This window comes from Exiguobacterium sp. UBA6309 (assembly GCF_002439205.1).
Taxonomy (GTDB): domain Bacteria; phylum Bacillota; class Bacilli; order Exiguobacteriales; family Exiguobacteriaceae; genus Exiguobacterium_A.
Window position 1 is genome coordinate 1 of the sequence record NZ_DJTL01000010.1, and the last position, 16,016, is coordinate 16,016.

General features: G+C 46.9%; 15 protein-coding genes. 5 read left to right on the top strand and 10 right to left on the bottom strand.

Translation table 11 applies throughout. The annotated features are described in order from the left end of the window. Window positions 1-339: 339 nt before the first annotated feature. The 4 genes from B3M90_RS02625 to B3M90_RS02640 all read right to left on the bottom strand — a co-directional run bounded on the left by B3M90_RS02625 (window position 340) and on the right by B3M90_RS02640 (window position 3,549). Window positions 340-1,125: an alpha/beta hydrolase family protein gene (locus tag B3M90_RS02625; RefSeq protein WP_290782459.1), complete on the bottom strand. Its 786-nt coding sequence runs from the start codon at window positions 1,123-1,125 to the stop codon at window positions 340-342. A 132-nt stretch (window positions 1,126-1,257) separates the two neighbouring features. Beyond that, the gene (locus B3M90_RS02630) at window positions 1,258-2,814 is read right to left on the bottom strand and encodes an ABC-F family ATP-binding cassette domain-containing protein (protein WP_023469741.1); all 1,557 of its coding nucleotides are present in this window, start codon (window positions 2,812-2,814) and stop codon (window positions 1,258-1,260) included. Window positions 2,815-2,845: 31 nt separating this feature from the next. Beyond that, on the bottom strand, window positions 2,846-3,019 hold the full coding sequence (locus tag B3M90_RS02635; RefSeq protein ID WP_023469740.1) for a hypothetical protein: 174 nt from the start codon (window positions 3,017-3,019) through the stop codon (window positions 2,846-2,848). A gap of 86 nt (window positions 3,020-3,105) precedes the next feature. Further along, window positions 3,106-3,549: a hypothetical protein gene (locus tag B3M90_RS02640; protein ID WP_214856696.1), complete on the bottom strand. Its 444-nt coding sequence runs from the start codon at window positions 3,547-3,549 to the stop codon at window positions 3,106-3,108. 147 nt (window positions 3,550-3,696) lie between these two features. On the opposite strand from B3M90_RS02640, the gene B3M90_RS02645 reads away from it, so the two are divergent. The 4 genes from B3M90_RS02645 to B3M90_RS02660 all read left to right on the top strand — a co-directional run bounded on the left by B3M90_RS02645 (window position 3,697) and on the right by B3M90_RS02660 (window position 7,610). Beyond that, a complete protein-coding gene (locus tag B3M90_RS02645; protein WP_035395686.1) occupies window positions 3,697-4,026 on the top strand; it encodes a hypothetical protein in 330 nt (109 codons plus the stop codon). After that, complete coding sequence (locus tag B3M90_RS02650) at window positions 4,023-5,222, top strand: glutathionylspermidine synthase family protein (RefSeq protein ID WP_290782461.1); 1,200 nt, start codon at window positions 4,023-4,025, stop codon at window positions 5,220-5,222. The genes B3M90_RS02645 and B3M90_RS02650 overlap by 4 nt, the downstream gene beginning before the upstream one ends. Before the next feature lie 19 nt (window positions 5,223-5,241). Then, window positions 5,242-5,877, top strand: a complete 636-nt coding sequence (locus B3M90_RS02655; RefSeq protein ID WP_058704374.1) for a hypothetical protein — start codon at window positions 5,242-5,244, stop codon at window positions 5,875-5,877. Window positions 5,878-6,116: 239 nt separating this feature from the next. After that, window positions 6,117-7,610, top strand: coding sequence for a peptide MFS transporter (locus tag B3M90_RS02660; RefSeq protein WP_023469735.1), 1,494 nt, complete (start codon window positions 6,117-6,119; stop codon window positions 7,608-7,610). Window positions 7,611-7,654: 44 nt separating this feature from the next. On the opposite strand, the gene B3M90_RS02665 is transcribed toward B3M90_RS02660, so the two are convergent. Then, window positions 7,655-8,911 carry a purine/pyrimidine permease gene (locus tag B3M90_RS02665; RefSeq protein ID WP_231681714.1) on the bottom strand — a complete coding sequence of 419 codons (1,257 nt, stop codon included), beginning with the start codon at window positions 8,909-8,911 and terminating at the stop codon, window positions 7,655-7,657. A gap of 173 nt (window positions 8,912-9,084) precedes the next feature. Between B3M90_RS02665 and B3M90_RS02670 the strand changes: the two genes are divergently transcribed. Next, window positions 9,085-9,780: an alpha/beta hydrolase gene (locus B3M90_RS02670; RefSeq protein ID WP_290755339.1), complete on the top strand. Its 696-nt coding sequence runs from the start codon at window positions 9,085-9,087 to the stop codon at window positions 9,778-9,780. Between the two features lie 87 nt (window positions 9,781-9,867). Here the strand turns inward: B3M90_RS02670 and B3M90_RS02675 are convergent, their stop codons facing one another. From B3M90_RS02675 to B3M90_RS02695, 5 genes are all read right to left on the bottom strand, one after another. Then, a complete protein-coding gene (locus B3M90_RS02675) occupies window positions 9,868-10,803 on the bottom strand; it encodes a carbohydrate kinase family protein (RefSeq protein ID WP_214856693.1) in 936 nt (311 codons plus the stop codon). Continuing rightward, window positions 10,790-11,647, bottom strand: coding sequence for a PRD domain-containing protein (locus tag B3M90_RS02680; protein ID WP_047390781.1), 858 nt, complete (start codon window positions 11,645-11,647; stop codon window positions 10,790-10,792). Before B3M90_RS02680 ends, B3M90_RS02675 begins: the two co-directional genes overlap by 14 nt. Window positions 11,648-11,758: 111 nt before the next feature. Further along, a complete protein-coding gene (locus B3M90_RS02685; RefSeq protein ID WP_214856692.1) occupies window positions 11,759-13,171 on the bottom strand; it encodes a sucrose-specific PTS transporter subunit IIBC in 1,413 nt (470 codons plus the stop codon). Between the two features lie 169 nt (window positions 13,172-13,340). Beyond that, window positions 13,341-14,144 (bottom strand): endonuclease/exonuclease/phosphatase family protein, encoded by an 804-nt coding sequence (locus B3M90_RS02690; protein ID WP_290782465.1) that lies wholly within the window; start codon window positions 14,142-14,144, stop codon window positions 13,341-13,343. Window positions 14,145-14,230: 86 nt separating this feature from the next. Then, a complete protein-coding gene (locus B3M90_RS02695; RefSeq protein WP_396202273.1) occupies window positions 14,231-15,841 on the bottom strand; it encodes a PTS transporter subunit IIBC in 1,611 nt (536 codons plus the stop codon). Between the last annotated feature and the right edge of the window lie 175 nt (window positions 15,842-16,016).

Sequence of the window (16,016 nt, forward strand, 5' to 3'; positions counted from 1 at the left end):
CTCAGGCGAGACACAAGCCAGTTTCCCCGCTCCGTTTGAGCAGGGAAACGGGTCTCGTTTGTCTCTGACAGCGCAAAATTGCGCTTTTTCCTGTAGGAGTGGCGTGTAACACGTCATTTTTTATATCCGGAAGAAGGGATCGGAGAAGCATTTTGTTCACTCGACATCGCTTCCTAGGGAAAAACAAGCAAGAGCGACCCTGCAGCGAAGCGAAGCGGCGCGATGCTTGTCCCAGGAAAACGATTCGAGACGAACAAAAAAAGCACAATCATTTTCGTTAGAGAACAATTGCACTGTATCTTCAGTCTCGAGCGCTCAGTCGTACGCTGAGCGCTCTTTTCATTGTCGGGCGAGCCAAGCTGTCCATTCGTTAAAGGCAACATCCCGATTCTCAATATAGTTGTGATCACTATCGACGATCGCTTCCTCGAACGGACTGTCCGATACCAATAAGTCATGATGGAGCGCTTTGATCGATGTTTCGTCCCGTTCTGACGTCATGAGCAACATCGAGCGATCGGCTAGACGTTCTTTTAGCGTTAGTAAGTTCCAGGTCGTATGATGGTGCTTTAACTCGTCGAGTAACGCGTCAGCAGTGGCGTCATTTAGGAAAGCAGCTCCTCGCTCGAGAATACCATGAAGCACAGGCTCGTATTCCGGATGTTCGAGGACGAGCTGACCGACGAGTCCAAAATTAAACGGAGAAATCCCGACATAATGTGCAGCCGCCGGTGTCTCAGCAAAAGCATGCAGACCGGCGAACCCACCCATGCTATGACCGACAACGGTAATCTGATCAGCCTTGATACCGTGTTCAGTAGTGAAAGACTTGGAGCAGACGTAACGTAAAGTTGCCGTTGCGTCTTCCAGAACATGTTGGAATCGGAAGGGTCCGGGACTTCCGATCGTTCCACGATATGACGTGACAAGCACATGGTATCCTGCGCTTTGAAGTTGTACTGCCCAGTCCATGTTCAACTGTTTCCCGGGAAATCCGTGAAAGAGGACAATCAGTGGAGCATCCGCTGTGTGTTCAGGTGAATAGAGACGGGCAATCAACTGTTCTGAACCACCGCTTGGAACATGGAGATAGGATAGTGTTGCCTTTTTCGTGATCGTTTCCAAAAAAACACGCTCCTTCATAATCATTTTCTAAGTCTTAGTGTGCGTGAAGATGCACGATCATGCAATGATTAAGTGTGTGAACTAAAAAGATGGGATACCCTTCTGGGCATCCCATCTTTTGTATGATGTAGCTTAGAATACTTTTGTCGTCCATGATTCACAGTTCCATAAGTCTGTCGCAACAGCTTCATAGAATTCTGGTTCGTGTGAGATCAACAGGACTGTTCCTTTGTACTCTTGTAACGCACGTTTTAATTCTTCTTTGGCTTCGACGTCCAAGTGGTTCGTCGGCTCATCGAGTACGAGGATGTTCGATTCCGTATTCATCAATTTACAAAGACGGACTTTCGCTTTTTCCCCACCGCTGAGCACTTCGATTTTCGATTCGATGTGTTTCGTCATCAAACCACACTTCGCGAGCATGGCACGGACTTGTTGTTGTGTCAGAGACGGGAACGTATTCCAAATCTCTTCGATACATGTATTCGAGTTCTTCTCTTTGACTTCTTGTTCGAAGTACCCGATATGCAAGTTCTCGCCTCGCTCAACGACACCCGAGACAGCTGGAATTTCACCGAGCAAACTCTTGAGCAACGTCGATTTCCCGATTCCGTTCGCACCGTGCAACGCAATCTTCTGCCCACGTTCGATCGTCAGATCAAGAGGGCGCGAAAGTGGCTCATCGTATCCGATGACGAGACCTTTTGCTTCGAACATCAATTTACTTGGTGTCCGTGCTTGGAGGAAGTGGAACTCTGGTTTTGGACGCTCTTGCGCAAGTTCGATGACATCCATCTTATCGAGCTTCTTCTGACGTGACATCGCCATGTTCCGTGTCGAGACACGTGCCTTGTTCCGAGCAACGAAGTCCTTCAACTCAGAGATTTCCTGCTGTTGACGCTTGAACGCAGACTCGAGTTGCTTTTTCTTCGCTTCATGGATCGTAACGAAGTTGTCGTAATCACCGACATAACGATTCAATTCTTGATTTTCCATATGATAAATCAAGTTGATGACGCTATTGAGGAATGGAATGTCGTGCGAAATCAAGATGAACGCATTCTCATATTCATTCAAGTAGCGTTTCAACCATTCGATATGCTGGACATCGAGATAGTTGGTCGGCTCATCAAGTAAGAGAATGTCTGGTTTTTCAAGAAGGAGTTTGGCGAGCAGGATTTTCGTCCGCTGTCCACCACTGAGCTCTTGTACATCCCGATCGAGTCCGATTTCATCAAGACCAAGACCGCGCGCGATTTCTTCGACTTTTGCATCGATCGTATAGAAGTCGTTATTCGTCAGAATGTCCTGCAAGACGCCGACTTCTTCGAGCATCTTTTCAAGTTCTTCTGGCTCGACTTCGCCCATTTTACCGTACAAATCATTGATTTCCTGTTCGATGTCGAACATGTACTGGAATGCACCTTTAAGTGCATCGCGGATGGTTAATCCTTTTTCAAGGACAGCGTGCTGGTCTAAATAGCCGACGCGCACATGCTTCGCCCATTCGACTTTTCCTTCATCTGGCTCAAGTTGCGACGTAATGATGTTCATGAACGTCGATTTTCCTTCACCGTTCGCACCGACGAGACCGATGTGCTCGCCTTTTAACAGGCGGAAGGAGACATTTTCGAAAATGGCGCGGTCACCGAATCCGTGACTTAAGTTAGATACCGTTAAAATACTCATAATTACTCCTTATTTCATGAATTCCTGTGACTTAGACGCCTGTCCGTTTTTTCTGGTTGTTTGCTTTTTTCGTCTGTTGGCTCGTCAATTGTTTCGTTTGTGTTCCTTGTAAGCCAGTCGGACGTTTTGTTTGCGCTTGTTTTTTTGCTTTCAAGCGTTCGATCATTGCCTCTTGCAACGATAGTTTTTTTGGTTGTTCACTCATGTTCGTTCACCTCGATTGATTCGTTCTTACTTTCTAGTATGCCAAAAAAAACGTCTCTTGGAAATGAAGAGACCTGATTTTACATCTCAAAGTGTATCGGCGAGATAGACGACGTAACAATTCCGGTCGATATCGATTTCACAGCTGTCACGCTCAAAAATACCGTGGCCTTCGACTTCGATCTTGTCTTTGATCAAAAAACGCATCGCTTGGATGTGATTCGGAACCGTTGATGTCTTTAGGAGCGGTTGAGCGCTGTCGGACAAATACTGTCTGAACTCGATATGAATTTGGTGCGGTGGATAAACGCGTTCTTCTGTCGCACGCGGTGATGCCTTGATATGATCGACGATCAATTGATCGTAATCACCTGCCATCTCATTGGAACGAAGCTCGTATTGATGTCCTTCGATGATATGGAATTCACAGAGTTGGTGGGCGATGATCTCTTCCGGTTCGATCGCATAGCGATCATATTGATAGATCGGCTGGAATTCACCATTTTCTTCAACATAGTAGGCAAGTGACATGCGTAAATCCTCCTTTTCATTCTATAGATACTATTACCACCTTCAAGGAAAAAAAGTTCCGGCAGAACAAAGAAACTTTTCTCTCCAAAAAAGCGTATACTATCCATAAAGAGAGTAAAAGGAAAGGGGACTGAGACAGTGAATTGGATGAAACAAGCGACACTAGCTGCAACACTGTTGATCGGAACGACACTGAGTGGGTGTGGATCGGATGATGCACGAGCGGAACGACCAGATGATCCGGATTGTGATGACTATGAGTATGATAATGATGAAGGCGTTTGGTACTGTGATGATAGTTCATCAACCCATTCAGGATACTATTACTGGGGTGGTAGTTATTTCGCATCACGTGCCTTGATGCATAGTGCGATGCGAACAAAAGGGTATACGCCGAAATCAAAAGAAGTAAAGAGTTATAACACGAAGACAAAGGGATTCGGAACAGGCTCATCTTCCGGCTTTTTCGGCGGATGAGTAGACGACAAACCTTTTACGGAGACATCGATCGTTTTTGGGATGTGCTAGACGGGGAACCGTACGCTGTGACGGAAATCATGCCCATCTCGGAAGAACGAATCGACCAACTGCATATCGCGGCGCAAGAAGTTTACAAGATATTTGAAAAAGTACTTCCGATTCTTCGATCGATGGATGATGAGGCACTGCTAGAGCTTGGCTTCCCGTCTGAGAGTCTCGCTTTTTTACGACTCGAGACGATGCGACCGTTGACCGTCATCGGACGCTTTGATTTCATTGCGACGGCAGATCGTATCTCACTCATGGAATGGAACGCGGATACGCCGACTTTCATTAAAGAAGTATTTGAAGTCAATGATGTCGTAGCGGAAAAACAAGGTTTTGAACGGGTCAACGATGGGGAAAACAAATGGCTGAAGGCAACTGTCTATCGTGCGATCGAAGCCGCGATACATCGGACGAAACAGCATCCGCATGTCGTCTTCACCTCACATGGTGACCACATCGAGGATCGATTGACGGCTGAGTATTTGCAGTCGTTTTGGAGTGATGCGACTTATTGTCCACTTCATGCATTAGAGATTCGTCCGGAAGAAGGTCTGTACGATGAGGCTGGTAAAAGAATCGATATCCTATATCGTCAAACCTTTCCGATCGAGATGGCCTTACTTGACCGGGATGAGGACGGAAGAAATTTAGGACAATTACTCCTGCAACTCGTCGAGACGGGTCGACTCGAAATCATCAACCCGCCGTCTGCCTTTTTAATGCAAGCTAAGTCGGTTCTTGCATTGATCTGGATGTTGCATGAAGCCAATCATCCGTACTTGAGCGAAACGGACCACATGACGATTGCGCGTTATTTTTTACCGACGTACTTATCCGCTGATCCATTCATTTCAAGCCAGCGATCATTCGTTAAAAAACCGATTTTCGGGCGTGAGGGAGATACCGTGACGGTCCATGATGGACACGGAAATATCATGTTAAAGAACGAACAGCATACGTTTCGTGATCAACCGGCTGTTTATCAAGCGTATCAAGAACTACCGACGTACTCACTTCAGGAAGAGGGAGAAGTCGCGTATATGTACGGTGTCTTTATTTTAGGAGGAAGACCAAGTGCGATTGGTGTACGTGCCGGAGAACGGATCACTGGAAACCGTTCTTATTTCGTACCAATTGGTCGATAGCATGAAGGAGGGAAAACGTATGAGAGCAGCAATTTTAGGAGCATCTGGTCTAGTCGGACAAGAACTCGTGGATCGTTTGTTGGCAGAAGATGCATATAGCGAGGTACATGTTCTCGTTCGCCGCCCGATGCGCCGTTTTCATCCGAAACTTGAAGAATGGGTGATTGATTTTGATCGTGTGACAGAAATCGAATTACCTGTCGTCGACCATGTCTATTGTGCACTGGGCACGACGATCAAACAAGCAGGATCGCAAGAGGCATTTCGTTTGGTTGACTACACATATCCGATTGAACTTGGCCGTGAATTGTTAGACCTCGGGGCGACACGATTTGCCTTAATTTCGGCGCTCGGTGCCCATCCGAATGCCAAAACCTTCTATAATCGTGTAAAAGGGGACACAGAAAACGGATTACGTGTACTGGGGTATGACGCGTTATTGATTTTTAGACCATCCTTGTTATTAGGGGATCGAGATGAATTCCGCTTAGGCGAACAAGCGGCTGCGAAAATTTCGACGGTTTTACGCCCCTTGTTGAAGCGGAGCGCCATTGCTCCAATCGAAGCTGGTCAAGTCGCTGCGGCGATGATACGTGAAACATTACATGCACCGCCTGGAATTACAATCATCGAATCGAAACAGATGCAATCCTGAGCAGTCGAGTAGTCGACTGCTCTTTTTGTTATTCTTGTAACGTAAATAATATTTGACTCGTCAAATGATTTGCGGTTGAATGGTAAAGTGCTGTCTCATATATAAAAAAAGAAGTGAGACAATTCAGGCAAAACAGTGTATTCGTATCCTATCTGTTTCGTCACGCTTATCGTTTGGGGAAAGCGGGAAAAGATGATGGATTATGCACTTATTTAGGATTGATGAAAGGAGCCGATCATATGGCAGAGTTTGATCGCGATCAGGTCTATAAGACCGTTCCGCAAAAAGGATTCTTCGGGAATCCGAAAGGGTTGTTCACCCTCTTCTTCACTGAGTTTTGGGAGCGTTTCTCCTACTATGGCATGCGTGCCATCCTTATCTTCTACATGTACGATTCAGTTGCCAACGGTGGTCTAGGTATCGATAAGACGACAGCTGCGTCAATCATGGCCGTTTATGGTTCGCTCGTCTACATGTCAGGGATCATTGGGGGATGGGTAGCTGACCGTTTACTCGGTACGTCACGGACCGTCTTCTATGGTGGTATCTTAATCATGTTAGGACATATCGTCCTTGCTTTACCAGCAGGCATTACAGCCCTCTTCATCTCGATGGGACTCATCGTCATCGGTACTGGTTTCTTGAAACCGAACGTATCGAATATCGTCGGTGATTTGTACAGCAAGACGGATAACCGCCGCGATGCTGGTTTTAGTATCTTCTACATGGGGATCAACGCTGGGGCATTCCTCTCACCACTCGTCGTTGGTGAAGTGGCTGACCGCGGTGGATATCACGCTGGTTTCGCACTCGCTGCCATCGGGATGTTCGCAGGACTTGTCGTCTTCGTCTTGACGAAAAAGAAAAACCTTGGTCAAGCGGGTACGTACGTCTTGAACCCATTAAAAGGGGACGAGAAAAAACGCTTCATCACGATCGCATCAATCGTTGTCGTCGTCGTTGCGGTACTCGGTGTCGTTGCATCGATGACAGGACTGTTGACGATTTCTCGTTTTACTCTAATGGTCACGATTCTCGGGATCTTGATTCCGATCGCTTACTTCACAGTCATGCTTCGTAGTCCAAAGATCACGGATGATGAGCGCTCACGTTTGATTGCGTATATTCCGTTGTTCATCGCAGCAGCGATTTTCTGGGCAATCCAAGAACAAGGTTCATATGTCCTCTCCATCTTCGCAAGTGAACGGACGAACCTTTCATTCTTAGGATTTGAGATTCAACCGGCATTCTTCCAATCGTTGAATCCGCTCTTCATCATCGTGTTAGCACCTGTTTTTGCGAGCTTCTGGGTCAAACTCGGTGACCGTCAACCAACGACGATGCAAAAGTTCTCGTTTGGTCTTCTGTTCGCTGGACTTTCGTTCATCGTCATGACACTACCAGGTATCCTGTTCGGTGTGGAGACGTCAGTTAGTCCACTCTGGCTTGCACTGAGCTTCTTCCTCGTCGTCATCGGTGAGCTCTTCTTGTCACCAGTCGGTCTATCAGCAACAACAAAACTGGCGCCGGCTGCCTTCTCAGCGCAAACGATGAGTCTGTGGTTCTTGACGAACGCGACGGGTCAAGCGGTCAACGCACAAATCGTTAAATACTACACGAATGACACGGAGATTTTGTACTTCGGTATCACGGGTATCGTTGCCGTCATCTTCGGATTGCTTTTGTTCGCTTTCGCACCAAAACTTCAAAAATACATGCGCGGTATTCGCTGATGCATGAAAAAAGACGCTTTCTCGATCGAGAAAGCGTCTTTTTATTAATCATTCGTCCGGATATGGCGTAACCCTTCTGCGAGCAAGGCGACCAATGTTCCGAGGACGAGACCGTTTGACATCAGGGTCGTCACGAGTGGCGGTAAATCGGCCGTTGCTCCTTTCGGTAGTAACAACGCACCGATGCCGACGAGGACCGGGAGACCGACCGTGATCATCGCCGTTTGACGATTCAAGTCGCGGGCTGCTTCCGTGACGCCGATGATCGCCATCCCGGCAACGATCGGTGCGACCATCGCATAACCGACAGCGACGGGGATTTTAGCGATCAATCCGACGAATGGTGTCACGATACTGAGGAAGAGACACGTGATGTTCGCATAGACGAACGCTTTGCGGTCCGTGTTATCTGTTGAAGCAATGAACCCAGCCGTTCCGGAAATGGCGACAGGCCCCACCGTACCGAACAGACCAGCGAAGAGTTGTCCGATACCAGCCGTGATACCAGCTGTTCCGACTTGTCCTTTGACGGTTTCACCACGCTTGGCACTGATGATCCGTTCGATGACCTTGATGTTCGCTAAGACGTTCGTCATTAACAACAACGAGATGATGAGAGCTGTCGGTAATAAGCTCCAGTCGACATGAATACCGCCGAACGGCAATAAACTCGGTAAAGTGAACAGTGGACCATCGAAACTTGGCATCTCGGCACGACCGATCAATGCAAACATGCTCCAACCGACGAGTAGCGTGATTAATAAAGCGTACTGGCGTAAGCGATCACTTCGTTCTAAATAAAGCGAGATCAAGACCGTCAGAATCGAGATGACGGCAGGTAATACTTGAATTCGTCCATCCTCGATATTGAGCAATCCTTTCATGACGGATCCGGACAGTTGTGCCGACAGCAGTAGCATGTAGACACCGATGACTTGCGGTGTAAAAAGAGGGACTAAGCGCCGTAAGACACCCGTCATCGTCAATACGATACAGATGATACCGCTGAGTAGGAGTAAGAATCCAAGCGACTGTAAAGTGTTTGAATAACTGCCGTACAATGTGACACCAATCGACGAATAAAGGGCAAATACACCCCACCAAATTCCAGCAGGACCTTCCATGATTGGTAGACGGTGTCCGAGCAGGACTTGAAAGAGACTTAAGATGGCAAATACGAATAGACAACGAGATAAGAAGGAAAGCGTCTCGGCACCCGAGAGTTCAAACGATGCTGCGATGGCAAGGGGCGGGGCAATGTTAGTACAGATGATGAATAAAAACCATTGAATCGTAGACACAAGGGTACGCGGCAAAACGTGAATCTCCTTTCGAAAAAACAATATTGGTTTCATCTTAAACCAATTCATGAAAAAGAGATAGGGATGCTTACAATGACTGAAAATTCTAATATTTGTTTTCATATGTGATTTAACACATAATATGGGGTATAACGGTAACGGGAGGGAATGAGATGAAAAAATGGAGTATAAGAATCATTGGAACGATTGCTGCGCTGTTGGCACTGCTCGTATTTGCCTTCATGATTTGGGCACAATTCGACTATGATGCTTCTACGCAAGCGAAGTCTTACGTGGAGACAGATACACCCCGTGAACTGACATTTGGAAAGAAGACGAGTGATGTCGGATTCATCTTTTATCAAGGGGCAAAAGTCGATGCAGCGGCCTACAGTTATTACGGTAAGCAACTAGCGAAAGACGGGCACTTCGTCGTCATCCCGAAGCTACCGTTTCGGATTGCGTTGCTTGACTCAAACGAAGGACTCGATATCATCGAGGAATATCCGCAAATCAAAAAATGGTATCTGATCGGGCATTCGCTCGGTGGAAGCGCAGCTTCCACGATCGTTGAACAACATCCAAAAATTAAGGGGATCGTTTTCCTCGCGTCCTATCCGATTGATTCGATTGATGTGCCCTCGTTGACGATTTATGGTGGACGAGATGGTGTCTTACCAGTCGCTGATATCGAAAAAAGTAAACAGGACGTTCGAAAAGATGCGGTATTCCATGAAATCAAGCAAGGGAACCATGCGAACTTTGGTATGTACGGTCGACAAAAAGGGGACAATAGCAGCCCGTTAACGTCAAAAGAACAACAGGATGAGTCATTAGATGAAATCAAACGATTTATCGATACACCTTAATCGATTCATCAATCAAACGAAAAGGATGGAGAGATTTCGGCACTGAGTCCGGAATCTCTCCATCCTTATTTTTACTGAGTCATCGATTCAACTCAAGCGATGAGCGACTTCGTCGAGCGTTGGCAGAGCAGCCATCGCGCCTTTGACGGAAGCAGCAAGTCCGCCTGAAATCGCAGCGAATCGACCGATGTCGTGAAGTTCATCTTCAGACCAATCAAATGAAAAATCGCGTAACGCACACTGGTAGAGTAAACCGGACATGAAGGCATCTCCAGCTCCTGTCGTATCGATTGCGTCGACCGTAATCGCATCGATGACAGCCATCGCACGATCCGTATAGAGAATCGATCCTTCACTTCCTCGCGTGATGGCAAGAAGACGAATCGGATATTCAGCTAACAATTCAGCAGCCCCGTCATCAAGATTCGTTTGTCCAGTTAGAAACGTCAATTCTTCCTCAGCAAGTTTGACGATTTGTGCATCCGGTAGGACAGACCGAATCGTCGTTCGTGCTTCGTCAAGATTCGGCCATAACGACTCTCGTAAGTTCGGATCGTAAGAAACCGGTACTTGGTGTGCTTTTGCACGTGCGATGGCTTTTCGTGTCGCGTTGACGGATTCTCCAGTGATTAAAGAGATCGAACCGATGTGTAATAAATCGACGGATGTGAAATCCTCCGGGACATGTGTTTCGTGGAATTGCATATCAGCGCGTTCCGCATTGATGAACTCAAATGACCGCTCGCCATCCTGCCCATTCGTGACGAGGACAAGACCTGTCTTTTGTGTTGAATCATGGACGAGATGATCGGTACGAACACCATAATGATGTAACGTATCTTTCAAGAAGTGCCCCATCGAATCATCACCGACAGCTCCAAGAAAATAACTATCAGCGCCTAATCGAGCGAGTCCGACAGAGACATTGGCAGGAGCACCCCCAGGATTTTTTTGAAACGTCATGTTTTCAGCATCAAGAGGAATCAAATCAATCAATGCTTCCCCCAAACTAAAGATTTTCATACGTAGAACTCCTTTCAAGATCCGGACGAATCCGTTCGATGTGTAAAGCCATATAGCCGATTTCTGATTCAGGTACACGTGTATCGAGTTCGACAGTCAGCCAATTGCCCATTTGACTCGCACAGGCATAAGCCTCGGCATAACGTGTTTTGACGGCAGATAAAATCACATCATCCATGTCGTGTAAGGTTTCTCCTTGTTCAATTCGGGCGAGGACCAATTTCATATGCGTGAAGAAACGATAATACGTCATCGATGAGGTCTCGATCGTTTGTCCAAAAAAGACTTCAATCTGTTCGCGCAGTTCATTGAGTAACGTCACCGTCTGCAAAGCAGTTGCCATGTTCGGATGAGTCTGGCGTGCATTATATAAGTGAAGCGCGATGTTCGCTGCTTCTTCTTTAGGGAGGGTGACCTGTAACGCGCGTTCGATTTCAAGGACTGCCCATTCTCCGATCGCATACTCCGGTCCATATAAAAGACGAATCTCTTCCGCTAGTCGATTATGCACGACGAGTTGTTCACGTGCTAGCCGTACGGCATGAGCGAGGTGATCCGTCAGACTGACATGAATATAGTCATGAAACGGCGTCTGAAGTTCACCTTCTGCATGCGAGATGATGCGTTCGGATAAGTCGATGATCTCAAGTGGTGTCGTCGTCAGAATCTCTTTGAACTGTTCCGCATTTTCAAACGAAGGGATGAACATTTTTTCGATCTTCGTCGCTTGGATCGGATCTTTTTTCTTTTTTCCAAAGGCGATACCGGGTCCCATGACGATGCGTTCTTGTCCATTTTCTTTAACGACAACTGCATTGTTGTTGAGGATTTTATGAATAATCAGCCTGACGTCCTCCTTTCCAGTCTTTTCTTTATTATAAAGCGAACGTAGACGCTTTGCGAACCGACAAATGCGACCACCGAGTCAGTGGACCCGGTTTGGTCGCATGAAGGATTAAGCAGCAATGTCTGTTTCTTTTTGTTTACGTGCATCAAGACGCATCAAGACGACAGTCGAAACAAAAGCAGTGACGACCGCAATCACGAATCCAACGAGGTAGTTGATCAAATTCGTTGCACCGAGCGGGGCGACGATCGCGATCATCGGGATTCCAGTTAGTCCGTAGGCGTTCGCCGCGACTTGCGTCAAGACGACATAACCGCCACCAATCGCACCACCGATTGCACCGCCGATGAATGGTTTTCCAAGACGTAAGTTGACGCCGTAGATGACAGGTTCCGTGATACCGAGAAAGGCTGAGAACGCAGACGGTAGGGCAAGTGCTTTGAGTTTGACGTTCTTTGTCAAGAAGTAGACGGCAAGTCCGGCACCGCCTTGAGCGACGTTCGCCATCGACCAGATCGGTAAAAGGAAGTTCTTTCCGATACTTTTATCGGCAAGTAACCCTGCTTCGATTGCATGGAAACTGTGATGCATCCCAGTGATGACAATCGTCGAGTAAAGTCCACCAAAGAGGAGACCAGCGACGACTGAGAACTGTTCGTAGAAGAAGACGAGTACGAATGAGATTCCTTTCCCGAGCAACGTTCCGATTGGACCGATGACGATCAACGCCAGGAAACCAGTGACGAGGACCGTAACGAATGGTGTGACGAGTAAGTCGAGCGTCTCGGGTGTTCGTTTCCGGACTTGTTGTTCAATCTTTGCCATGACCCAGACAGTTAAGAGAACCGGGAAGACCGTTCCTTGGTATCCGATTAACTCGATGTTCATTCCGAGGAATTTCATGACTTCAGGATCACTGTTCCCAAGTGTCCATGGATTCAAGAGGGACGGGTGTGTCATGATTCCCCCGATGACGGCACCGAGATACGGATTTGCACCGAATTCACGAGCTGCCGAGAAACCGATCAGAATCGGTAAGATGATGAAGGCTGAAGATGAGAACATGTCGAGTAGCTGAACGATCGGCGAATCGCCTTGAACCCAACCGAATGCTTTGATCATGCCGAGTAATCCCATCAAGAGACCGGCAGCGACGATTGCTGGAATGAGTGGCACGAAGACGTTCGAAAGGGAACGGGCAAGACGGGCGAACGGATTTAATTTTTGAGAGGCGGCCTTCTTAACGTCGAGTGGTTCCTCGCCATCGACTTTCACACCAGCGAGTGGTGCAAACGCAGCAAATACCTTGTTGACGGTACCAGTACCGAAGATGATTTGATATTGACCAGAGCTCGAGAAGGCGCCGCTGACACCATCTAAGTCTTCAAGTGCTGCTTGATCAACCTTTGATTCGTCATGCAAGACAAGGCGTAAGCGTGTCGCACAGTGAGCGGCAGTGATGATGTTCTCACGTCCGCCGACGAGTTCGAGCACACGTTTAGCAGTTTGTTGATAATCCATCGGAAAAGTCCTCCTTTTTCATGAAACGTGCTGAATGAGACAAAAAAAGGCAAGACCGAACAACACCTCTCCTAACGAGGTGTCATTTCGGTCTTGCCAGCCGTACTGTCACAATCCGCACTATTGATTTGATTTCATCTTAAAGGAGAAAAGAAAGCGTTGTCAATACTTAATATTCATTTTTTTGAATCTGAATATCGACCTCAACACCGTAGTGATCGGAAACGACGGGACCGTGAATCCCATCAAACACGACACCGACGCGTTCAACGTCAATTTTCCGATTCGATAAGACGAGATCAATCCGCAATCCTTGTTGATTGTCTTCCCATCCATCGATGTTGCCATTGATCGTCTCAATTCCGACCGTTTCCTTAGCTAGTAGGAAGACGTCGTGCAATCCTCGTTGCATCATAAAGTCATAACCTGTATTTCGTTCTAAGGCATCGTTGTTGAAATCACCGAGGAAGAATGTCCATTCGAGTGGGTCCATCCGAGCCATCAAATGATTGAATTGTTCCTGGAACGGTTCGACTTCATCTGCCCACCAGCCAAGATGGCATGTATTGAACGTAATCGGTGTACCGTCGACTTGGATCGTCGCGCGGACGATTTTTCGCGATTTCCAATCGAGTGTATCTTGACTGCGGCTGACATAATAACTGTCCGATTTTAAGATTGGATGTTTCGTCAAAAGAGCGAGTCCTTCTTCATACTTATCATAGCCGATATGAGCAAAATCCCAGACGAGGGAGTAGGTTTGACCTTGTTCTTTTAGCGCTTGCTGGATCAAATAGGCAAAGTTATCGTTGCGCACATCGTCATAGACGATCGGTGTGTCCATCAATTGACTCACTTCTTGTAGTGCGATGACATCATAATCTTGAGCGAGAATTTGTTGAACGATCTGGTTTAATTTTTCGAGTGGCTGTTCTTCCTGCCATGAATGACAGTTTAGTGTGAGTAGACGCATGAGTGGTCCTCCTGATTTTTCAAATAAGAAAGGTGAAACTCTTATAAAAGAGCTTCACCTTTAGGTAGTTCCCTAATCTCGCAGGTTTATGCGCCGATCCGGTCTTGGATATCTGATTTTAAGATATCGGCTTTTGGACCGTAGATGGCTTGCACGCCATTGTTCTTAAGGATCAGACCAAGTGCACCGTTTGCTTTCCAGTCTGCTTCTTTTGCGACAAGCGCTGGATCTTTGACAGTGACACGAAGACGCGTCATACAGGCATCGACGTCCTCGATGTTTTGCTGTCCACCAAGCAAATCGATGATTTGTGAAGCTTGCGAACCGTCGGCAGGAGATGATGTCGCAGCAGCCTCACCTGAAGCTTCAGTTGTCGATACGTTGATATCGTCAAGATAGTTCCCGTTACGACCTGGTGTCGCATAGTTGAACTTCTTGATGACGAAACGGAACGTGAAGAAGTTCAAGAAGAAGAAGAACACACAGACACCGATGAAGCGAATTAAATCACCAATCAAACCAGCTTTTGCAATCAATGGAATCCGCGTCAAGAGTTCGATCGCACCGAATGCGTGAATCCGAAGATGCATGACATCTGCTAGTGCAAAAGCAACACCGGTTAGTACAGCATAGATGACGTAAAGAACAGGAGCGATGAACATGAACATGAATTCGATTGGCTCCGTGACACCTGTCAAGAAGACTGCAAGTCCAGCAGATAAGAAGACCGGTTTGTATGCTTTCTTCTTATCTTCATCAACTGACATATACATTGCGACAGCAATACCGATCAATGAAGCAAGTGATGTGACGACTTGTCCTTCTTTAAAACGAGCAGGCACGACACTGTTGATCAAATCATTGTATCCTTGTGTGTTACCGGCTTGTTTTAAGTTAACAAGGTCAGTGATCCAAGCGAGCCAAAGCGGATCTTGACCAGCAACCGTCGATCCTTGAGCAGCACCTGTCAGGATTTTGTACGTTCCACCGAGTTCCGTGTAATTCATCGGGACAGTCAACATGTGATGAAGACCGAACGGAAGTAATAGACGCTCGAGTGTACCGTATACGAACGGTGCAATGATCGGTGCAGAATCACGTGAAGAGGCAATCCAGCGACCGAAGTCATTCAATAAGCCTTGAACGAACGGCCAAACGAGTGATAAGGCGAATGCTGCAACGACTGATCCACCGATGACGACGAATGGAACAAAACGCTTTCCGTTAAAGAAGGCAAGCGCATCTGGCAATTTACTGAAGTTATAAAATTTATTAAAGAGAACGGCACCAAGGAAACCAGAGATGATTCCGACGAATACTCCCATGTTGAGAGCCGGTGCCCCTAAAACTGAAGTGAAATAATCTTTTACGATGAGCTCAGAACCAAGCAATGAATCGACCGTTGCTTTTGGATCCGCGATCATGTCAGTGTTGACGCCGAAGATAGCTCCTGTGACGCGGTTGATCAAAATGAAGGCGAGTAACGCTGCGAACGCACCACCAGCACGTTCTTTTGCCCATGACCCACCAATCGCGACGGCGAATAAGACGTGAAGGTTCGTAATGATGGCCCAACCTAAATCTTCAACGATTCGAGCAATCGTTTGCATTAACGCGATATCGCCTCCATACATGCCGATCAGTTTCCCGACCGAGATCATGATTCCTGCAGCAGGCATAACCGCGATGACGACCATCAAGGCTTTACCGAGTTTTTGCCAAAAATCGAACGAAATAGCATTTTTCAAGATCATTCACTCCTTTTTATCTCTTTTTCTCTAATATGTGTGTAAGAACAGCGCAATAATGTAAGCGATTAATGCAACCGTTTGCATATAGAATTGTAAGCGATAACTTTTTAAAAAGCTAGTG